Annotated in this window: 22 protein-coding genes; 13 read left to right on the forward strand and 9 right to left on the reverse strand. The window is 59.9% G+C overall.

The window, feature by feature from the left end; translation table 11 throughout:
• Positions 1-17 precede the first annotated feature (17 nt).
• The 3 genes from AC13E3_RS14580 to AC13E3_RS14590 all read left to right on the forward strand — a co-directional run bounded on the left by AC13E3_RS14580 (position 18) and on the right by AC13E3_RS14590 (position 2,115).
• Positions 18-752: an alpha/beta fold hydrolase gene (locus tag AC13E3_RS14580; RefSeq protein WP_008173405.1), complete on the forward strand. Its 735-nt coding sequence runs from the start codon at positions 18-20 to the stop codon at positions 750-752.
• 91 nt (positions 753-843) lie between these two features.
• Complete coding sequence (locus tag AC13E3_RS14585) at positions 844-1,461, forward strand: glutathione S-transferase family protein (protein WP_008173402.1); 618 nt, start codon at positions 844-846, stop codon at positions 1,459-1,461.
• 36 nt (positions 1,462-1,497) lie between these two features.
• Entirely contained in the window at positions 1,498-2,115 is a 618-nt protein-coding gene (locus AC13E3_RS14590; RefSeq protein ID WP_008173400.1) for a DUF4202 domain-containing protein, read from the forward strand.
• A 134-nt stretch (positions 2,116-2,249) separates the two neighbouring features.
• On the opposite strand, the gene trpC is transcribed toward AC13E3_RS14590, so the two are convergent.
• The 6 genes from trpC to rpe all read right to left on the reverse strand — a co-directional run bounded on the left by trpC (position 2,250) and on the right by rpe (position 7,966).
• Positions 2,250-3,071 carry an indole-3-glycerol phosphate synthase TrpC gene (gene trpC / locus AC13E3_RS14595; protein ID WP_008173398.1) on the reverse strand — a complete coding sequence of 274 codons (822 nt, stop codon included), beginning with the start codon at positions 3,069-3,071 and terminating at the stop codon, positions 2,250-2,252.
• 164 nt (positions 3,072-3,235) lie between these two features.
• The gene (trpD, locus tag AC13E3_RS14600; protein ID WP_008173396.1) at positions 3,236-4,264 is read right to left on the reverse strand and encodes an anthranilate phosphoribosyltransferase; all 1,029 of its coding nucleotides are present in this window, start codon (positions 4,262-4,264) and stop codon (positions 3,236-3,238) included.
• 11 nt (positions 4,265-4,275) lie between these two features.
• Positions 4,276-4,857: an aminodeoxychorismate/anthranilate synthase component II gene (locus AC13E3_RS14605; RefSeq protein ID WP_008173393.1), complete on the reverse strand. Its 582-nt coding sequence runs from the start codon at positions 4,855-4,857 to the stop codon at positions 4,276-4,278.
• A 16-nt stretch (positions 4,858-4,873) separates the two neighbouring features.
• Entirely contained in the window at positions 4,874-6,361 is a 1,488-nt protein-coding gene (trpE, locus tag AC13E3_RS14610) for an anthranilate synthase component I (protein ID WP_039882005.1), read from the reverse strand.
• 232 nt (positions 6,362-6,593) lie between these two features.
• Positions 6,594-7,283: a phosphoglycolate phosphatase gene (locus tag AC13E3_RS14615; RefSeq protein WP_482902181.1), complete on the reverse strand. Its 690-nt coding sequence runs from the start codon at positions 7,281-7,283 to the stop codon at positions 6,594-6,596.
• Entirely contained in the window at positions 7,280-7,966 is a 687-nt protein-coding gene (rpe, locus tag AC13E3_RS14620; RefSeq protein WP_008173385.1) for a ribulose-phosphate 3-epimerase, read from the reverse strand. Before rpe ends, AC13E3_RS14615 begins: the two co-directional genes overlap by 4 nt.
• Positions 7,967-8,083: 117 nt before the next feature.
• Here rpe and AC13E3_RS14625 point away from each other — a divergent pair, with 117 nt between their 5' ends.
• Entirely contained in the window at positions 8,084-9,037 is a 954-nt protein-coding gene (locus tag AC13E3_RS14625; RefSeq protein WP_008173383.1) for a DUF3530 family protein, read from the forward strand.
• Here the strand turns inward: AC13E3_RS14625 and AC13E3_RS14630 are convergent.
• From AC13E3_RS14630 to AC13E3_RS14640, 3 genes are read right to left on the reverse strand one after another with little or no spacing between them, the layout of a single operon-like run.
• Positions 9,034-9,792, reverse strand: coding sequence for a DnaJ domain-containing protein (locus tag AC13E3_RS14630; protein WP_039881998.1), 759 nt, complete (start codon positions 9,790-9,792; stop codon positions 9,034-9,036). The two genes, AC13E3_RS14625 and AC13E3_RS14630, sit on opposite strands and share 4 nt — an antisense overlap.
• Entirely contained in the window at positions 9,779-10,477 is a 699-nt protein-coding gene (gene murU, locus AC13E3_RS14635) for an N-acetylmuramate alpha-1-phosphate uridylyltransferase MurU (protein WP_482902182.1), read from the reverse strand. The genes AC13E3_RS14630 and murU overlap by 14 nt, the downstream gene beginning before the upstream one ends.
• The gene (locus AC13E3_RS14640; protein WP_482902183.1) at positions 10,474-11,532 is read right to left on the reverse strand and encodes an aminoglycoside phosphotransferase family protein; all 1,059 of its coding nucleotides are present in this window, start codon (positions 11,530-11,532) and stop codon (positions 10,474-10,476) included. The genes murU and AC13E3_RS14640 overlap by 4 nt, the downstream gene beginning before the upstream one ends.
• Positions 11,533-11,776: 244 nt before the next feature.
• Between AC13E3_RS14640 and AC13E3_RS14645 the strand changes: the two genes are divergently transcribed.
• The 9 genes from AC13E3_RS14645 (at position 11,777) to slmA (ending at position 20,321) form a co-directional block, all read left to right on the forward strand.
• Complete coding sequence (locus AC13E3_RS14645) at positions 11,777-14,098, forward strand: LPS-assembly protein LptD (RefSeq protein ID WP_482902194.1); 2,322 nt, start codon at positions 11,777-11,779, stop codon at positions 14,096-14,098.
• Positions 14,099-14,160: 62 nt separating this feature from the next.
• On the forward strand, positions 14,161-15,501 hold the full coding sequence (locus AC13E3_RS14650; RefSeq protein ID WP_482902184.1) for a peptidylprolyl isomerase: 1,341 nt from the start codon (positions 14,161-14,163) through the stop codon (positions 15,499-15,501).
• Positions 15,501-16,511, forward strand: a complete 1,011-nt coding sequence (pdxA, locus tag AC13E3_RS14655; RefSeq protein ID WP_482902185.1) for a 4-hydroxythreonine-4-phosphate dehydrogenase PdxA — start codon at positions 15,501-15,503, stop codon at positions 16,509-16,511. The genes AC13E3_RS14650 and pdxA overlap by 1 nt, the downstream gene beginning before the upstream one ends.
• Positions 16,508-17,338, forward strand: a complete 831-nt coding sequence (rsmA, locus tag AC13E3_RS14660; protein ID WP_482902186.1) for a 16S rRNA (adenine(1518)-N(6)/adenine(1519)-N(6))-dimethyltransferase RsmA — start codon at positions 16,508-16,510, stop codon at positions 17,336-17,338. Before pdxA ends, rsmA begins: the two co-directional genes overlap by 4 nt.
• Entirely contained in the window at positions 17,331-18,131 is an 801-nt protein-coding gene (locus tag AC13E3_RS14665; protein ID WP_482902187.1) for a symmetrical bis(5'-nucleosyl)-tetraphosphatase, read from the forward strand. The genes rsmA and AC13E3_RS14665 overlap by 8 nt, the downstream gene beginning before the upstream one ends.
• A 76-nt stretch (positions 18,132-18,207) precedes the next feature.
• The gene (locus AC13E3_RS14670) at positions 18,208-18,534 is read left to right on the forward strand and encodes a DUF423 domain-containing protein (protein WP_482902195.1); all 327 of its coding nucleotides are present in this window, start codon (positions 18,208-18,210) and stop codon (positions 18,532-18,534) included.
• A 26-nt stretch (positions 18,535-18,560) separates the two neighbouring features.
• Positions 18,561-18,761: a sulfur carrier protein ThiS gene (gene thiS / locus AC13E3_RS14675; protein WP_064229836.1), complete on the forward strand. Its 201-nt coding sequence runs from the start codon at positions 18,561-18,563 to the stop codon at positions 18,759-18,761.
• Between the two features lie 72 nt (positions 18,762-18,833).
• Complete coding sequence (locus AC13E3_RS14680; RefSeq protein ID WP_092030486.1) at positions 18,834-19,643, forward strand: thiazole synthase; 810 nt, start codon at positions 18,834-18,836, stop codon at positions 19,641-19,643.
• A 90-nt stretch (positions 19,644-19,733) separates the two neighbouring features.
• The gene (gene slmA / locus AC13E3_RS14685; protein WP_008173360.1) at positions 19,734-20,321 is read left to right on the forward strand and encodes a nucleoid occlusion factor SlmA; all 588 of its coding nucleotides are present in this window, start codon (positions 19,734-19,736) and stop codon (positions 20,319-20,321) included.
• Positions 20,322-20,509: the final 188 nt, after the last annotated feature.

Genomic DNA, 20,509 nt, shown 5'->3' on the forward strand with positions numbered 1-20,509 from the left:
TCAATCGGAACTATCGTATGCACTGGATTCTGTTGCGGGGTCTGACTCGGGAACACGCCCACTGGGGCAGCTTCCCGGCTCGCCTTGGGGAGGCATTTCCCGAGCACCAGTTCCATCTGGTCGACCTGCCCGGGACGGGCGTGCGATATCGAGAAGACAGTCCGGCAACGGTAGCGGCGATTCGGGAAGCTGTCTCCAGGCACGTTAGCCATATCCCCGGTCCTTTCAGCATCTTGGCACTTTCCATGGGCGGTATGGTGGCCCTGGACTGGGCCCAGCAGGCTGCGGATGGTCAGATCCAGAATCTGGTCCTGATCAATACCAGTTCCGGCTTCAGCCCGCCCTGGAAACGCATGCGGCCTGGGGTCTGGCCGCGAATTCTGCGGCTGCTGGCCCGTCAGGAGTTGTTTGACCGTGAGCGGGATATTCTCCGGCTCACGTCTAACCGTGAGGTGCCTCTGTCACTGGCAAAACAGTGGTACAGCATACAACGACAACGCCCCGTCAGTACCCGCAATGCGATCAACCAGTTGGCGGCTGCCGCCCGCTACAAACCCGGTGAAAAGCGTCCTGTGCCAGATGCCCTGATTCTCGCCAGCCGCGGCGATCGCATCGTTCACTGGCGCTGCAGTTCCACGCTGGAGCAGCGCTGGCAATGGACCATGAAACTGCACCCGGATGCTGGCCATGACCTTCCACTGGACGATCCGGAGTGGATTATCCAGCAGATCCGCAACTGGCTGCCCCGGTAACGCCGGTTGCTTGACGCAACTCTTCTTTCCGGTCAGTCTTCTCGTTTTGAACCGTCAAAGCCGCCATTGATCAGGAACGGAGCCGATAATAATGAAAATCTTCGAAACCAAAACCGCCCCTAACCCCCGCCGCGTGCGCATGTTCATGGCCGAGAAAGGCCTGTTGGACAAGGCCGAATTCATCGAGATTGACCTGCAGAAGGGTGAAAACCTGACACCTGAATTTGTCGCCCGAAATCCGATGAAGAAAGTGCCTGTGATGGAACTGGATGACGGCACCTGTATTGCCGAGACCATGGCAATCTGCCGCTATTTCGAAGAGAGCTACCCGGACACGCCGACCCTGATGGGCGACACCCCGCTTGAAAAAGCCCAGCTTGAGCAGTGGCTCCGGTGGATCGAGCTGTTCTTCTTCATGCCCACTGGCATGTGTTTTCAGCACACCACCGGCTATTTCAAGGACCGGATGAACCCGATCAAGGAGTGGGGTGAGGAATGCGGCAAGAGCGTTGAGAAGTTCATGCACTTCCTCGACAAGCAGCTCGAAGGCAAGGAATACATCTGCTGCGACCGCTTTACGGCCGCCGATATCAACGCTTTCACAACAGTGGCATTCGCGCGGGTGGTGGGCATCCGGATCAAACCTGAGCAGGCCAATCTGCAGGCCTGGTACGACCGCATCAAGGAACGCCCCTCTGCCCAGGTCTGAGCCACAGGCCAGTCAGAAACCAGAAGAGAGATCTTAATGACCACAACGGATTCAAGACTCCAGTGCGCGCTGGCGTCTATTGACGCAGCCAATAAGGCCGACCCCAATCAGGAGTCTTTCGACAACGAACGCCTCCCGAAGGAATACGCCTACAGCCTGCACATGACCCGCTGGCTGTTCGAGCTTGAATCCGACCCTTTCGAACGCATGCAGATCGCCTGCCGCGCCCAGCACATTGAGCGGTGGACGATGCCGCGGAAGGACTATCCGGAAGGTCGTAAAGCCTATTACCAGTGGCGTCAGGCCTGTGGCCGTATGCATGGCCGGCGTGCTGCAGAAATCATGGCGGATTGTGGCTACCCGAAGGAGGAGTGCGATCGGGTGGAGACCATCCTGACCAAGCGCGAACTGAGGCAGGATGCCGACACTCAACTGCTGGAGGACGTGGCCTGCATGGTCTTCCTGGAACGATATTTCGCAGATTTCTATGAGGAAAAAGCGGACTACGATCGGGAGAAGTGGCTACGCATAGTGCGCCGGACCTGGGGCAAGATGTCGCCCCGTGGGCACGAGGCGGCACTCAAGCTGGCAGAGGGGATGCCGGCGCACTTGTTGGAGTTGTTGCAGGAGGCTTTGGCGGAGCCTGATGTCTGATGGGAGCATGCGAATCGGCGGGTGGAGCTTTCCAAAATACGCTGTGAATACATCCTTGTACGCTCGGCTCCGCCATCCCTGGCTCCGCACGATTTTGGAAAGCTCCACCCGCCGACTCGCCCCATCTGAAGGAGTCAGCCTGCGGGGAAAAACAGCTCCCTCAATTTCGAACCAGGCTCTTCCGCCCGCATGAACGACTCACCGACCAGGAAACCGTAGATCCCACGGTTGGTCATGGCCTCGACGTCATTGCGGGTCATGATGCCACTTTCCGTAATGGTTAGTCGGTCCTGTGAGATCCGCTCGTGCAGATCAAACGTGGTTTCCAACGACACATCAAAGGTATGCAGGTTCCGGTTGTTGATGCCGACCAGAGGCGTCGTCAGCGTCAACGCATCATCCAGTTCCTCACCATCGTGCACTTCGACCAACACATCCAGACCGATTTCATGGGCAATACCTTCCAGCTCTTGCATCTGGTCTTTGGTCAGGCAGGCGGCGATCAGAAGGATGCAGTCGGCGCCAATGGCCCGGCTCTCGTAGACCTGATAGGGCGCGACCATGAAGTCCTTGCGGATCACGGGCAGACTGCAGGCATTGCGGGCGGCGACCAGATAGTCCTCGTCGCCCTGGAAGAAGTCGCGGTCGGTCAGTACCGAAAGACAAGCGGCGCCGCCTTTCTCGTAGCTCTCGGCAATGACCGCTGGTTCGAACGGATCCCGCAGAATGCCCTTGCTTGGTGAGGCTTTTTTGATTTCTGCGATAACAGCGGGAGTCTGCTGTTCAATTCGGCTGCGCAGAGCATTAGCAAAACCTCGGGCTGCCGGTTGATCACCAGCTTTGGCCTTCAGATCTGCAATCGAGACTTGGCGCTTGCGCTCGTCAATTTCTTCCCACTTACGATCAACAATTTTCCGAAGGATTGTCGGTGTTTTATCCAGATGTCTGTCAGTCATATCAGGCTCGTAAAAAGTTAGCGAGAGCCGGAGGGGAGGGAGCTTCCAAAACTGTCTGCAGCCACGGATGGCTGCAGCCAAGCCCTACATGGACGTATTCACGGGCGTGTTTTGGAAGCTCCCTCCCCTCCGGCTCGTCCGGCTGCAAAATCAGCAGGCCGGGATCAAAAGCACTGGGAAAAATCAGCCAGCTCCGACATCTTGCCGGCAGCGAGGCCAGAGCCCATGGCGTCGAGGGCCATATCCACACCTTCTTTCGGCGTCTTGGCCAAACCAGCGACATAGATCGCTGCGCCAGCATTGAGGGCAATCAGGTCCCGGGCTTTCTCGGCCATTTCATCGTGGCCACGACCGAAGGCTGCCTTGATCAGCTTTAAGGAATCGTCGGCGGTGTCCACGGTCAGGCCCACCAGAGCCTGGCTCTTGATGCCGAGATCCTCGGGGGTGATGTCGTACTCGGTGACTTCGCCGTTCTTCAGTTCGGCTACATGGGTCGCGCTGGCAAGACTGATTTCGTCCAGGCCGTCTTTGGAGCAAACGACCATGATGTGCTCGGCCCCAAGGCGATGCAGCACCTCCGCCATCGGGCGACACAGCTCCCGGTTGAACACGCCCACCAATTGGCGTTTAACGCCCGCCGGGTTGGTCATCGGGCCCAGGATGTTGAAAATGGTCCGGCAGCCCAGCTCCTTGCGGGGGCCGATGGCATGTTTCATGGCACCGTGGTGGGCCGGAGCGAACATGAAGCCGACACCAATTTCCTCGACGCAGCGGGCCACCTCTTCCGGTTTCATGCTCAGATTGATGCCCAGCTTTTCCAACAGGTCGGCACTGCCGCTCTTTGAGGAAACTGCCCGGTTGCCGTGCTTGGCCACAAAGCCGCCGGCTGCTGCCACCACGAAGGAGGCGGCGGAAGACACGTTGAACAGGTTGGCGCCATCGCCGCCGGTGCCGACGATGTCCACCAGGGGTTCGGCCTTGACCGTAACCTTGGTGGCCAGTTCGCGCATAACCTCGGTGGCGCCGGTGATTTCGTCAATGGTTTCGCTCTTCAGACGCAACCCCATGAGAAAAGCGCCGATCTGGGCGTCTGTGGCCTCGCCGTTCATGACGATACGCATCACGTCCTTCATTTCCTCCCGGGAAAGGTCCAGGTTGGAGGCAATGCGGTTGAGAGCTTCTTTCATGTCCATGTGTCGGCCTCTTATTGTGTTCTCAGAAAGTTGCGCAGCAGCTCGTGGCCCTGTTCCGTCATAATAGACTCCGGATGGAACTGCACGCCTTCGATGGGCAGGGTCTTGTGGCGAACCCCCATGATTTCCTCGATGGAACCGTCGTCGTTGCGGGTCCAGGCGGTCACTTCCAGGCAGTCGGGCAGGGTGGCCTTGTCGATCACCAGGCTGTGGTAGCGGGTCGCCTGCAGCGGGTTGCTCAGGCCCCGGAACACGCCAGTGTCCTTGTGGAATACCGGGGACACCTTGCCATGCATGACCCGGCCGGCGCGGATGACGTCACCACCGTAGACCTGGCCAATTGCTTGATGGCCCAGGCAAATGCCCAGGATCGGAACCTTGCCGGCGAAATGCCGGATGGCCGCCATGGAGATGCCAGCCTCGTTCGGGGTGCAGGGGCCGGGGGAAATCACCAGCCGCTCCGGGTTCAGGGCTTCAATCTGTTCGATGGTAATTTCATCGTTGCGGTGCACCTGCACGTCGGCACCCAGTTCGGCCAGATACTGCACCACGTTGTAGGTGAAGGAATCGTAGTTATCGATCATCAGCAACATAATCTGTTCCTCCGCCTCAGTGGTCGAAATCGTTGTAGGTCATGGCCACCGCGCGGAAAATGGCGCGGCCCTTGTTCATGGTTTCCTTCCACTCGAGGCGGGGCACCGAATCGGCCACCACGCCGGCGCCTGCCTGGATATGCAGGGTGTTGTCCTTGATCACGGCGGTACGGATGGCAATGGCTGTGTCCATGTTGCCGTTGAACGACAGATAGCCAACGGCGCCTCCGTAGACCCCACGCTTGACCGGCTCCAGTTCGTCGATAATCTCCATGGCCCGGATCTTGGGCGCACCGCTAAGGGTGCCGGCGGGCAGGGTGGCGCGCAGCACGTCCAGGCAGCTGGTGTTGTCTTTCAGCCGGCCGGTCACGTTGGAGACGATATGCATCACGTGGGAGTAGCGCTCCACGATCATCTTGTCGGTCAGCCGGACCGTGCCGGTTTCCGACACCCGGCCGGCATCGTTACGGCCCAGGTCGATCAGCATCAGATGCTCGGCAATTTCTTTCGGATCAGCCAGCAGTTCTGCTTCCAGCGCCTTGTCCTCGGCATCGGTGGCGCCGCGCTTGCGGGTGCCGGCGATCGGCCGAACCGTCACTTCCTCGTCTTCCACCCGGGCCAGGATTTCCGGGGAGGAGCCCACGATGTGGAAGTCACCCAAATCCAGGAAATACATGTAAGGGGAAGGATTCAGTACCCTGAGCGAGCGATACAGGTTCAGCGGTGGCGCCTCGAAGGGAATCGACATGCGCTGTGATATCACCGTCTGCATGACATCGCCGTCGAGCACGTAGCCCTTGATCTTGTCTACCGCGGCTTCGAATTTGTCCTGGGTAAAGCCGGAAATAAAGTCGCTCTCGTCCACGGCTTTTCCGCGCAGGTGTTCTGGGGTGCGGGGCGCGTCAGCGGTCTGCCTGTGCAGATGGTTTTCCAGCTGATCAATGCGGCTCTGCGCCTTTTCGAAGGCGCCCTCAATGGCCGGATCGGCATGGACAATCAGATGCAGCTTGCCCCGCAGGTTGTCGAATACCACGATCTCGTTGGACACCATCAGCAGGATGTCCGGCGTGCCGATTTTGTCCGGCGGACAGCTCTTGCGCAGCCGTTTTTCGATGTAGCGCACGGTGTCGTAGCCGAAGTAGCCCACCAGGCCGCCATTAAAGCGGGGCAGCTCATCCAGATCCGGTGCATGGAAGCGTTTCTGATAGGCTTCGACAAAGGTGAGCGGATCGTCCACTTCCTCGGTCTCAACAACCTCGCCGCCGCGGCTGATCTCCACCCGGTGGTCGAAGACCTTCAGTACTTCGTGACTGGGCAGGCCGATGATCGAATACCGGCCCCATTTCTCTCCGCCCTGAACGGATTCGAACAGGTAGGAATAGGGTCCGCTGGCGAGTTTGAGGTAGGTGCTCAGGGGCGTGTCGAGGTCGGCCAGTACCTCACGATACACAGGGATACGGTTAAAGCCGGCGTCGGCGAGCTCGGTGAATTGCTCGGGTGTCATGGTACGGTTTCCTGAAATCTGATCTGCATTGTGGATGAAAGCCTGTGCTTCCATCAGGTGCTGCGGGCTCGACCAGCAGACGCCAGTCAGCCTCCGGGCTTGCTCAGCCGGTGCGCCATCGCCACCATCGTGTTGCGCGGGTTGTCAGGATGCCTCGCGCTGCAGTCAGATTCAGTCCCTGCACGGCAGGAATCTCCCGTAAAGAAGTGCTCAATGTAAGTTCCTTGTGAGATTACAAAAGCTCGGCCAGCGAATCAACAACCGCGTCGGCGCCCAGAGTATCCACCGCAGGCCCGTAGTTATACCCGTACCGCACCGCCACACAGGGAATGCCCGCGGCCAGCGCCGCGTTAATATCCGCTGCGGAGTCGCCTACCATGACTGTGGTTCCGCGGGTGCCCCCCAGGGTTTCCATGGCATGAAGCAGGGGAGCGGGGTCCGGTTTCTTGACCGGCAGGGTGTCACCACCCACGGTCAGGTCGAACCAGTGATCCAGTCCCATTTGCTCAAGCAGCGGTGCCACAAACTGTTCCGGCTTGTTGGTGACGATGCCCAGCCGGCAGCCCTGGTTCTTCAGGTGCGTGAGACAGGCCTCGACTCCGGCGTAGACTACCGAATGCTGTCCGTTGAGCGTGCCGTAGGCGTGATAGAAAATCGCCAGGGCATCCTTGAACAGGGCCTCGTCTTTTGGTCGCGCCAGTTCCCAGTCCACCTGGCCGGCCAGGGCCCGGCGCACCAGAACGCTGGCGCCATTGCCTACCCAGTTCCGTACCCGGTCAATGCCTGCTGGTGAGCGCCCAAGATGCGCCAGCATCTGGTCCACGGCGGCCGCCAGATCCGGTGCACTGTCCACCAGGGTGCCGTCGAGATCAAACAGGGCAACCCCCGGCCAGCGTGGATTGAACAGCCCTGCCAGGCTCATTGGCTGATCACCCTGCGGGCCTGCTCCAGTTCTTCGCGCATGGCATCAATGGTGGTTTTATAGTCGTCGGTGTTAAAGATGGCAGATCCCGCCACGAAGGTGTCGGCACCGGCCTCGGCGATTTCCCGGATGTTCTCGGTCTTCACGCCACCGTCGATTTCCAGGCGGATATTGTAGTTACTGGCATCGATGCGCTTGCGGGCCTCCCGGAGTTTGTCGAGCGTGCCGGGAATGAACTTCTGGCCACCGAAGCCGGGGTTTACCGACATCATCAGCACCATGTCCAGTTTGTCCATCACATGATCCATATAATGCAGCGGCGTGGCCGGGTTGAACACCAGGCCCGCCTGGCAGCCACCGTCGCGGATCAGCTGCAGTGAGCGATCAATGTGGTTGGTCGCTTCCGGGTGGAAGGTAATGTAACTGGCCCCGGCGTCGATAAACATACGGATGAGGTCGTCCACCGGCGACACCATCAGGTGCACATCGATGGGGGCGGTCACGCCGTGCTTGCGCAGCGCCTCGCAGACCATGGGGCCAATGGTGAGGTTGGGTACGTAGTGATTGTCCATCACATCGAAGTGCACCACGTCGGCGCCGGCGGCCAGCACGTTATCGACTTCCTCGCCAAGACGGGCAAAATCGGCGGACAGGATGGATGGGGCAATCAGGTAAGGGTTCATGACGGCTCTCTCACAACAATGGATAATGGCTTGGTCAGCGGTCCCTGCCGCACATTCAGGATGGCTGCTAGTCTAACAGCTCAGTGGCGTTTTTTCGCAGTCAAAGGATCAGTATCTGTGCAGAGATTCGAGATTTACCGGCCCGGCGTGTTCTGGTTTTTTGTCCTGGCGCTGATGTGTGTCGCACCGTCCATCACCCTCGGGCAGGAAGAGAGCGGGACGGCCGGTGAGGCCGAAGGCGTCGAGGCGTCAGAGTCTGCGAGTCGGGCCCTGATCTGGACAGGCACCGGCGAACGCTCCCTGATCCAGCGTTTTCCCGAATCAGCGGTATGGCTGGAGCTTGAGGAGGGTGATAGGGCGCTGGGCCTGTTCTACCCGGAAGCCAGGTTGCCGGCTCGCGGTGCGGTGCTGGTTCTGTCGGAAGAAGGTGAAACTGCCGCTTCCGGGGTAACCGGCTCACTGGCAGCGGGGCTGGCTTCCAGGGGCTGGGCCGTGCTCACCCTTGGCCTGGAGTCGCCCTCACCGGTTCTGAGTGAAATCCTGATGCGGCCGGTGGTAGAAGAACCATCGGCGGAAACGGAGGCGGGTGAGCAGGAAGCACCGGAATCGGTCATGATCGATATCATGGCTTCAGAGAGTGCCGATGATCTTGAGGCGCGCTACCGAAGCCGGATCAGCCAGACGCTCCAGGCAGGGCTGGCCCAGTTGGCTGAGCGGGGCTATGAAACACCGGCTGTTCTGGGAGTCGGGCGAGCCAGCATACACGTGACCAACCAGGTACTGGAGGGGGCTGATGCCGCTGCGCTTATCTGGGTGGCTTCCCAGTTTTACCCCGTTGACCGTCCAGATCTGCCCGAACGTCTGGAGTCGCTGAGCACGAAATTGCTGGAGCTTTATCCGTCCGGAGCCGCTGATGATCAAACGAAATGGAGTATGGGAATGAGGTTGCGCCGGGCCGGGATGAGTGGCTTTGAGCGACAACCGATTCCCTGGCTCACGCCAGCGCCCGGAACCCTGGGCGATGGGATTGCCAGCCGCGTTGCTGCATGGCTGGAGTCCCGCCAGGACTAGCGGACGGTGTTGTGGCGCTTGATCAGTTCCCAGGCCTGCTGATAGTGAAGCAGACGATCCTTGGCCAGTGCATGCTCGCGGGGGCTGACCTGCTGTTGGGCCAGCTTGTCCGGATGGCACTCGGATACCTTCTTGCGGTAGGCCCGCTTGATCACCTCCAGTGAATCCCGCCGGGTGACCCCCAACAGCTCGCAGGCCTGCTGATAACTGGTGGGTCTTGAGAGATTCTCGCTATGCCGGGTCCATACCTTGCTGGCATAGCTGTCGAAGATGTCCTCGCTGATGCTAACCGGTAGGCCAATCTGGTCAATGGCATCCTCGCAGCGATAGCGCCTGGGTTTGGCGGGCCGGCCGTTCAGTTGACTGGCGTGGCACAGACAGATGGCGGTTTTCAGGGCCGGGGAAGGCCATAGCCGGCGGGACAGGCGCATGGCCAACCCGCGGATGAAAGGCAGTTGCCCGGCTGACTTGCCGTCCTGGAACCAGCCAATGGCGCGCCGCCGCTGACGCTTCGACAGCCTCATGGCCTTGATCAGGGATTCTGCATAGCCAATGTCGGCTTCGGTCACTCGCCCCTCTGCTTTGGCGATATAACCGAGGAAGAAGAACAGGGGGCGCCTGCACCAGCGGGGCAGATGGGCGCGCTCGATAAGCGCGGGTGCCTGATGGCCGCAGGCTGAGAGTTCCCGCATCAGGCTGGAAAACTCGGCGTCCATCCGTGCCGGCAGCACCGGTTGTCGTTTACTCCCTGCCATGGCTTTCAGATTCCCTGTTGCCCAGTTGCCTGTCCAGCGCCTGGAGGCGTTCCGGGGTGCCGACGTCCACCCATTGTCCCCGGTGATAAAGGCCTTTCACGCGGCCTTCGCCCATGGCGTTGCGCAGCACAGGCCCGAGCTTTCCGGACCGGTCGGTCAGGCCTTCGAACAGTCGCCGGCGCAACAGGCTGATGCCGGTGAAGGTCAATTTCTCCGGCCCGTCACCAGTGAGCCATCCCTGATCGGTCAGGTGAAAATCCCCTTCAGGATGGTGCGGCGGGTTTTCGGTGACAACGAGCACGGCGTCCGCGTCAGCCGGCGGTGTCAGTTGTGACAGATCAAAATCGCTCCAGATGTCGCCATTGATAACCACAAACCAGTCAGACTCTTCATTGGCAAGCAGGGGCAGGGCGCGCACTATGCCACCGGCGGTTTCCAGGGGCTCGCCTTCCCGGGAGTATTGAATGGACAGTCCGAACTGTTTGCCGTTGCCCAGGGTCTCTTCAATCTGGTCACCCAGCCAGGCATGGTTGATCACCACGTCCCTGATGCCCGCCCGGCGAAGGTGTTCCAGATGGTAGCTGATCAGAGGCTTGCCGGCGGCCCGGAGCAGGGGCTTTGGTGTGGCCAGAGTCAGTGGCCGCATGCGTTCACCTTTGCCGGCGGCGAGAATCATGGCTTTCACGGGTGCGGATGCTCCTGACCAGGGGCCGGGCCAATGCTCGCTTCGATTCGCGGCATGACCGTGTCGCTGAGCCATTCGTGGAAGTGACGCAGGGCTGGCTGCCGGCTGCTGGCAACGATCAGGTACTGCACGGTTCGGGGAATGTCATTGAGATAACCGTGCTTGCCATCGCGGATCGACAGCCGGGCGAAAATCCCGGCGGCCTTCAGGTGGCGCTGCATGCCCATTAGCTCAAACCACTGGCGGAAGGTTTCCGGATCAGCCCGGTGCAGGCCGGCGTCCCGGCTGCTCTGGCGAAACACCTCCAGCCAGTCGCAGATGCGCTCCTCCGGCCAACGGATGTAGCAATCCTTCAGCAGGGACACAACGTCGTAGGTGACCGGCCCGATGACGGCATCCTGGAAATCGATGACGCCGGGGCGGGGTTCATTGGGGCGAACCAACAGGTTGCGGGAGTGGTAGTCCCGATGAACCGTCACTTCCGGTTGCGCCAGGGCGCTCTCCCGCAGTATGGAAAAGGTGGTGTCCAGCAGAGCCCGCTCGCTGTTTTCCAGGCGCATGCCCAGATGCCGCTCCAGCAGCCAGTCCGGAAACAGCGCCATTTCCCGCTCAAGCAGGGTGGCGTCGTAGGGCCGCAGCGGGTAATCCTCTGGGGAGGGCTGGCGGGCAATGAGGGTCAGTTCTTCCAGGGCCTTCCGGTAGAGCTGGTCTGCGGAGTCGGCGGTCAGTTGGCCAAGCATCAGCTGGTCACCAAAATCCTCCAACAGCAGGAAACCCTGCTTCAGATCGGCCTGGATGATTTCAGGCACGGCGATGCCCTGGTGGTGCCAGTGTCGTGCGATGGCCACGAAGGGCTCGCAGTCTTCGTGTTCCGGGGGCGCATCCATAACGATAAACGGCACGCCGTTGCCGGGAGCCGTCGCCTGGTTGGCGTGCTGCCAGACCCGGAAATAGCGGCGAAAACTGGCATCGCCGGAAACCGGTTCGGCTTCGCTCTGTTCAAAGCCGGGAAACTGTCTGACCCAGTTGGTCAGCAACTGCAGGCGGGTGTCCATAGCTCGGGTTGCGATCCTGAAAAAAAGTTGTCGCTGACAGCGAAAGTTAGCAGACGAGTATAAAGAGGGTAAATCGGTTTTGCAGCGGAGTTTCCGTTAACAACCCCGGAGGGCCCGTGTAAACTAGGCGGCGGTTAATATTGCCCGTCCTCCAATTCACCCGGAACAGGATCCAGCCACCGTGCCATGTCCCGAACGCCCACTGCAATCGCCGGAAATCCGGTGGCAGAGCCGGTATGGCCGTTTGTTGCTGGCCGCGTTTCTAGGATTGGGGGGTGCCACCGGTTATGCCCAGACACCGCCGTCAGCGGCGGAAATTGACTGGCGCCCCAGGGCAGAACTGCCTTCCGAGGTGCGGTCATCTTTGCCCCTGTTCTGTGATGGTGGCTATTTGCCTTCCGGCAGTCACGACGGCGTTGGCAGTGCCTTTGCCGGTGGTAGCGATGCCGAACAGCCATTGGAGGCCAGCGGCCTGAATGCCCGGTATGAAATTGACCGCGAGCTGTTTCTCCAGGGCGATGTCCGGATCCGCCAGGGGGGCTTCCAGGTAACCGGTTCAGAAGCCCGCTACAGCCAGCAACAGGGCGCGGTATCGGTTCAGGGGCCACTGGTCAGTCGAGGTGATGGCTTCCTTCTGACCGGTGAGAACGCGAACTACGATGTGGATACCGGGCGGCTGGACATCAACACGGCGACGTTTCTGCTGCACGGGCCCGAAATGCGCGGTCGTGCAGGCCGTCTGGCGCGGATCAGTGAAGAGCAGGTGGTCATTGAAGATGGCTTTCTGACCACCTGTGGCCCGAAGCAGAACGACTGGGCCATTGTTGCCTTGGATATCCAGCTGGACCGGGCCGAGGGTTTTGGTACCGCAAAGCATGTTCGGCTGGAGATTCTGGATGTGCCGGTGTTCTACTGGCCCTGGGCCAGCTTTCCCATTGATGACCGACGCAAGTCCGGTTTCCTGTATCCCCAGTTCGGTTCTTCCACTGCCGGTAGCGGAGGCTTTCTCGCGCTACCTTATTATCTGAATCTTGCCCCCCATTATGACGCCACGCTCACGCCTCAGTACATGAATGGCCGGGGCCTGTTCAACGAGGCCGAGGGCCGCTATCTCAGTTCGCTGGGCGAGACGACGCTGCAGTTGGGCTACATCGGCAGCGATTCGGAGTTCGCGGCCGAGAATCCCGGCGAATCGGGCGAGCGCTGGGCTCTGGATGCCACCACGAGGGCGGTGTTCGGCGGTGGCTGGTCCGGCTACGGTGATTTTTCCGTAGTGAGTGACGAGGACTATTTCAGCGACCTGAACCGTAACCTGGAGATTAACCAGGCAACCCACCTGCAAAGAAAGGGTGGGGTCACTTACCGGAGCGACCAGCAGTATTTTGATGCCTACCTTAACGATTACCAGACCATCAGTGAAAGTATTGCCAATGAGGATAAGCCCTATGCCCAGCTGCCTGAAATAATCTACGCGGGACAGGCAGGCGCGGGTATTCTGGAAGCGAATCTGGAGAGTCAGTACACCGTTTTTTACCGTGATAACGAAGGACTGACTGGTCTGGACCAGGCCAACGGTCAGCGGTTCCGGGCCCGGCCGGAACTGGCTCTGCCACTGCGGGCGTTGTGGGGCTTCAGTCGCCCCTCGGTGAGTGTGGATTACACCCGCTACGATCTCGATGATTACGATCTCGGTGATGGCGCGTTTGATCGCACGGTGCCGGTTGCCGAGTGGGATAACGGGCTTTATTTCGACCGTCAGGGCAGTCTGTTTGATGTGCCCTACAACCAGACCCTTGAGCCCCGGCTGTACTATGTATGGGCCAATGCGGACGCGGATCAGAATGACATTCCTGACTTTGACACCGACCTCCAGACGTTCCGGTTTGACCAGCTGTTTCAGCCGGATCGCTTTACCGGCGGTGATCGGGTAGGTGACGCCAACCAGTTGACCGTGGCCCTGACCAGCCGTTTCAATGACCTGCTCACCGGTGCCGAGCGGGCCAGGTTCAGTATCGGCCAGGTGCAGTACTTTGACGACCGTGAGGTAACTCTGTTTGGTGAGGGGGGCGGAACCCGGAGCCGCTCTCCGCTGGCGGGTGAGGTGGTGCTCAACCCGCTTGATACTCTGGAGATCCGGTCGTCTGGCCTGTGGGATCCCGACACCGGTGATACCGAGGAAGGTCGAAGTCAGCTGACTTTCCATTCCAGTGATTACCGCTACCTGGCCAGTCTGGGGCACACCTATAGCCGGGATGAACTGGAACAGTCAGACATTGCGACGGTTTTCCCGGTGACGGACCGTGTTAGTCTGATCGGCCGCTGGGTCTACGACTCAAGCCTTGACCGTACGGTGGGGTCCCTGGCCGGCCTTGAATACAACAACTGCTGCTGGAGCATTCAGGTGGTTCACCAGAATTACCTGACTTACGACCGGGAGCTTCAGGGGCGCATACTGTTTCAGATTCAGCTGAAAGGACTGGGTGGCAGTGGTGGTGCCTCGGCGCGGATTTCCGAGGCGATTTACGGGTTTGACGAAAGGGAGCGTCGCCGGTACGGAACTCCCTGACCAGGAGTGGGACTAAGCCCCGTACTGGCATGCAGGCTCATATTCTATTTGCAGAGGTGATTATGAAGGCGACTCTTCGCCATGGTGTTCAAGCGTTACTGGTTTTTCTCGCCGTCATGGCACCGCTGACCGTGCAGGCAGAGCGAAAACTGCTGGATCAGGTGGTGGCCATCGTGGATGAGGATGTCATTCTTCAGACCGAGCTGGAGGCCCGGATCAACACCATCGCCAGCCGGCTCAGAGCCCAGGGTACCGGACTGCCGCCGAGACAGGTGCTGGAAGAACGGGTTCTTGACCAACTGATCACCGACTCGATCCAGATGCAGATGGCGGACCGGGCCGGCATGCGTATCAGCGATAACGAGTTGAACGAGACCATGGCCAACATTGCCGAGCGCAACGGTATGAGCCTGGCGCAGTTTGAAAACCAGCTGGCGGCCGAAGGCGTGAGCTATAACCAGGCCCGCGAGCAGATCCGTAAGGAAATGCTGACCAGCCGCGTTCAGCAGCGTCAGGTAGGCAACCGGGTTCGGGTAACTGATCGGGAAGTCGAGAACTACCTCGAAAGCCTGGAGGCCCGGGGTGGCAATAACGCCCAATACCGGCTGGCGTATATTTTTGTCAGCGTTGACGATCCGTCGGACGAGGCGGAAGTGGAGGCGGCCCGGGAAAAAGCCGAGCGTCTGCGCAATGAGATCGCCAGTGGCCGCGATTTCCGTGAAGTGGCTGTCGCTGAATCCGATGCCAGCAATGCCCTCGAAGGCGGTGATATGGGCTGGCGTGCCGAAGGCCAGCTGCCATCTCTGGTCGCCCCGGTTGTGCCGGAGCTGCCGGTGGGTGAGCCTTCGGAAGTGCTGGAAAACAACAGTGGCTTCCATCTGGTGATGGTGATGGACAAGCGTGGTGGCGAACAGCAGCAGGTTATCCAGCAGCATCGCGTCCGTCATATTCTGGTTCGGCCTTCCGAAGCAACCACCGACAGCCAGGCTGAAACCATGATCCGGGATCTGTACCAGCAGCTTGAAAACGGAGCCAGCTTCAGTGCCCTGGCCCGGGAATACTCCGATGACCCTGTATCCGGTTCCGACGGCGGTAACCTTGGCTGGGTAAGTCCTGGCCAGATGGTGCCGGCGTTTGAACAGGCAATGCTGAATGCCGATATCGGCGAATTCCGCGGGCCGTTCCGTTCCCAGTTCGGCTGGCACATCCTGCAGGTTCAGGAACGCCGCCAGAAAGACATCAGCGGCGATGTTCGCGACGCCGAGGCTCGCCAGGCCATCTATCGCCGCAAATTCGAAACCGAATTGCAGAACTGGCTCCAGGAAATCCGCGATGAGGCCTTTATCGAGTTCAAGGGCGAGTACGCCAAGGACGAAACGGCCGAAGAAGAGCCGGTCTCCTGATGAGTAATCCCGTGGTGCTGGCACTTACCGCCGGCGAACCTGCCGGCATTGGTCCGGAGCTGTGCCTGCAGCTGGCGCTGGAGGCCAGGACCGGGGGTGTGGTGGTGGTTGCCAGCAGGCCACTGCTGGAGGCCCGGGCGAAGCAACTGAATCTGGCGGTTGAACTGCGTTCCTGGCAGCCCGGAGAGGCGCCGGAGATGGAAGCAGGTCTGTTGTCGGTGCTGCACGTGGACGGTTGCGCCAATCACCAGCCGGGAACCCTGGACACTGGCAGCAGTGCCTATGTGCTCAGAACACTGGAAGTTGCCGCCAATGGCTGCCTGAGCGGCGATTTTGACGGCATGGTGACGGCGCCGGTCCACAAGGGCGTGATCAATAATGCCGGCATATCGTTCAGCGGCCACACCGAGTTCCTTCAGGAACTGTGCGGAGTTGAACGGGTGGTCATGATGCTGGCGACCGAAGAGCTGCGGGTTGCGCTGGTAACCACCCACTTACCGCTCAGGGACGTTTCCGCCGCCATTACCCCGGCGCGCCTGACCCAGGTCACCCGCATTCTCAATGCTGACCTGAAAAAGTTCTTCGGCATTGCCCGGCCCAGAATTCTGGTGGCAGGCCTGAACCCCCATGCCGGGGAAGGCGGCCACCTCGGTCGGGAGGAAATCGACATCATCGAGCCAACCCTCGAGAGTCTTCGTGCCGAAGGCATTTCGCTGACAGGCCCCCTTCCCGCCGACACTCTGTTTACGCCGCACTGGCTCGATCAGACCGACGCAGTTCTGGCCATGTACCACGACCAGGGATTGCCGGTACTGAAGTTTCAGGGCTTCGGGCGTGCTGTGAACATTACCCTGGGGCTGCCCATTGTCCGCACCTCCGTGGACCATGGCACCGCCCTGGATCTGGCTGGTACCGGCCGGGCTGATGGCGGCAGTCTGCGCACGGCCCTGAAGGTGGGCGAGCAAATGGCTCGTTGTCGCAAATCTGCAATTGAAGAGACCCGTTCGTGAGTAACAAAGCCGGCCATCAGGCCAGAAAGCGGTTTGGCCAGAATTTCCTTCATGATCCGGGGGTCATCGAGCAGATCATCCGCGCGATCAATCCGAAACCCGATGACGCCATCGTGGAGATTGGTCCCGGCCTGGGCGCGCTGACCGAAGAGATACTGGCCGTGAACCCAAGGCTTCAGGTGGTGGAACTGGATCGCGACCTGATTCCGGTGCTGCGCACCAAGTTCTTTAACTACCCCGAATTCCGGATTCACGAGGCGGACGCGCTCAAGTTTGATTTCAGTGAGCTTATGGTGGATCGTCCCCTGCGGATTATCGGTAACCTGCCGTACAATATATCCACGCCCCTGATCTTCCACCTGCTGGCGCAGGCGGACGTCGTGCAGGACATGCACTTCATGCTGCAGAAAGAGGTGGTACAGCGGATGGCAGCGGTGCCCGGTGACAACAATTACGGTCGCCTTGGCATCATGACCCAGTATTTCTGCAGGGTGCAGCCGCTGTTTGAAGTGGGTTCCGGCGCTTTCCGCCCGGCGCCGAAAGTGGATTCGGCCATTGTCCGACTAGTCCCCCACAGGACCCTGCCGCATACAGCAAAGGATCTGGCAACGCTTCAGGCGGTGGTACGGACCGCTTTCAATGCGCGCCGGAAAACCCTCCGCAAGGCCCTTGGCGGCATGGTCTCGGTTGCGCAACTGCAGAATCTGGGCATCAATGATGGCCTGCGCCCGGAAAATCTGGCTCTGACGGATTACGTGGCTATTGCCGACCTGCTGGTGGAGGAGAAGGGCGGGGTCAACACGGCAAACGAGGTAAGTGATGACTGACTATGCCATTGGTGATATCCAGGGCTGTTACGAACGCCTGAGAGATGTACTGGCCAAAGTGGATTTCTCCCCCTCCCGGGATCGTCTTTGGGTGGCGGGGGATCTGATCAACCGTGGCCCGTCCTCACTGGCAACCCTGAGGTATATCGAAAGCCTGGGGCAGTCGGCAGTCGTGGTGCTCGGCAATCACGATCTGCATCTACTGGCGGTGGCCCTGGGCGGCCATCAGACACGCCGCAAAGACACCCTGGCCGATATTCTGGAAGCACCGGATCAGGACCGGCTGGTGAGCTGGCTCCGCCAACAGAATCTGTGCGTTCACGATCCGATCCGCAACATCGTGATGACTCACGCGGGTTTGCCCCACATCTGGACGGTCAGCCAGGCCCTGGACTGCGCTCGGGAAGTGGAAGCGGTTATTCGCGCCGATTCGGCCGCGGACTACTTTGCCCACATGTACGGGAATGAGCCCGAGCGCTGGGACGAAACCCTGCAGGGTATGGACCGCTGGCGGGTCATTACCAATTATTTTACCCGCATGCGCTTTATTGCCGAGGATGGCACCCTTGAGCTGGCTGCCAAGGAAACCGTCGACAGTGCGCCGGAGGGCTTCGAGCCGTGGTTTCATTTCCCTCGCAATGACGATGTCCGTGTTGTGTTCGGCCACTGGGCGGCGCTGGAAGGAAAAACCGGCAGTGACCGGTTTATCGGCCTGGATACCGGGTGTGTCTGGGGAGGCACGTTGACCATGATGAACCTGGATTCGGGAGAAAAGATCCATTGTGACTGCTGAGTCCGTACAACACAGCTCTGGCCGGGTTCTTGGCTTTCCGCTGGTTGCGGGCGCCTTCCTGGCGCTCCTGGCGGTGATGGCAGGCGCTTTTGGCGCACACGGGTTGCGCAACCTGGTCAGTGAAAGGGGCCTTGAAGTTTTCCAGACTGCCGTCACATATCAAATATATCATTCCATAGCGCTGGTTCTGTTGGCATTGCTGGCCGGACAGGGCCTGCCCAGGAAATTGCTGGGTTGGTCGGCGGGATTCTTTCTGGCCGGCATCCTGTTATTCAGTGGCAGTCTTTACCTGCTGGTGCTGACAGACATCCGCTGGATCGGCCCGATCACGCCCATCGGCGGGGTGTGTTTCATGGTGGGCTGGGCGCTGTTAATAACCTCCGGTCTCCGCCGGAACAAGTAGATGAATACAGAGGGTCAGGAGTCACGATGCAGGTTCAGGTAAATGGCGATGCAATGGAGCTGCCAAATGGTGCAACCATTGCCACGCTGATTGAGAAGATGGCTCTCGCGGGCAAGCGGCTGGCGGTTGAGGTGAACGAGGATATCGTGCCACGCAGCCGGCACCCGGAATTTACCCTGAGCGATGGCGACCGTGTAGAAGTCGTTCACGCTATTGGCGGCGGCTGAACAGCCCGCTCCGCCTAACCCACCGATCACGTCGGTTTCCATCCTCCCGTATTCAAACGATTCAGGAACACTATGACAGAGACATCCGAACTCCAGCTTCCAGAAGACAGACCCCTCGAAATTGCCGGACGGGTTTACCAGTCCCGTTTGCTCGTCGGTACTGGCAAATATCGTGACATGATGGAAACCGGACATGCCATTGAGTCCAGCGGTGCGGAGATCGTCACCGTTGCGGTTCGTCGTACCAATCTCGGCCAGAATCCGGATGAGCCGAACCTGCTGGATGTGGTTTCCCCGAGCAGTTATACCATTCTGCCCAACACGGCCGGCTGCTATACCGCCAAAGACGCCGTACGCACCTGCAAGCTGGCCCGGGAGCTCCTGGATGGCCATGATCTGGTGAAGCTGGAAGTCCTCGGTGAGGAGAAAACCCTTTATCCGAACATGACCGAGACGCTGGTGGCGGCCGAGGAGCTGATCAAGGATGGCTTCAAGGTCATGGTCTACTGCTCCGACGATCCATTGCTGGCCAAGCGTCTGGAAGAGATGGGCTGTGTGGCCATCATGCCCCTCGGTGCGCCAATAGGTTCCGGCCTGGGGATCCAGAACCGGTACAACATCCGCCTGATTGTCGAGAACGCCAGGGTGCCGGTGCTTGTGGATGCGGGCGTCGGCACAGCGTCGGATGCCACCATCGCCATGGAACTGGGCTGTGATGGCGTATTGATGAACACCGCCATTGCCCAGGCCAGAGATCCCATCAAGATGGCCAATGCCATGCGCCTTGCCATCGAAGCGGGCCGTGAAGCCTACCTGGCAGGCCGGATGCCCAAGAAACTCTATGCCAGTGCATCCTCGCCCATTGATGGCACCTTCTTCTGATCTCGGGCACAATCCTGACTAACGATAACCGAGGGCTGGCATTGAACGACCGGCCCCGACAACGATAAATCAGAGCGCTGCTGTCCTGCCATGACTGATCAGAAACCCAGTCGCCGCGAGGCGATTCTCCATGCTCTTGTGGAACTCCTGGAGACCGATCCGGGTGCCCGAATCACCACCGCCGGCCTCGCCAAATCCGTGGGCGTTACCGAGGCGGCTTTGTATCGGCACTTTCCCAGCAAGCGGAAAATGTTCGAGGCGCTTATCGAGTTTGCTGAAGAGGCCGTGTTCTCTCGCTGTCAGGTGATCCTGCAGGAGCAGGAGGACGTGCGGGTTCGTCTCCAGCAATTGGTGCACCTGGTGCTGGTCTTTGCTGAACGCAATCCGGGGCTGTGTTGTGTGCTGACCGGTGATGCTTTGATGGGCGAGAACGACACCCTGCGCAAGCGTGCCTCCCAGTTCTTCGAGCGCCTGGAAACCCAGGTACGGCAAACCCTCAAAGAAGGCGAAATCCGCCAGGGCCTGCGGCCCCGGACGACGTCTGCTCGCGGCGCGGACTTTGTACTGGTTTTTGTTGAAGGGCGGATCCAGCGGTTTATCCGCTCCTCGTTCTCGCGGTTGCCTTCTACTGACTTCGACGAGAGTTGGGGGTTGGTTGCAGAAGGTGTTTGGGGCTGAGCTTGGAGTTGGCCTCCTTTTGGTAGCCTGATAGATCCGGTGGTGAGGCGAAGGCAGGAAGGGCTTTCCCGAAACCGCTACGAGCACATGAATGTGCTCGTAGCGGTTTCGGGGAGCAGGTTCCCATCCTGTGCCCGCCCCGAAGTTAACAGGCTAGTGACAACCCCCGAAGGCAATCACAAGCACAA

It is taken from the genome of Marinobacter sp. L-80 (assembly GCF_056859395.1).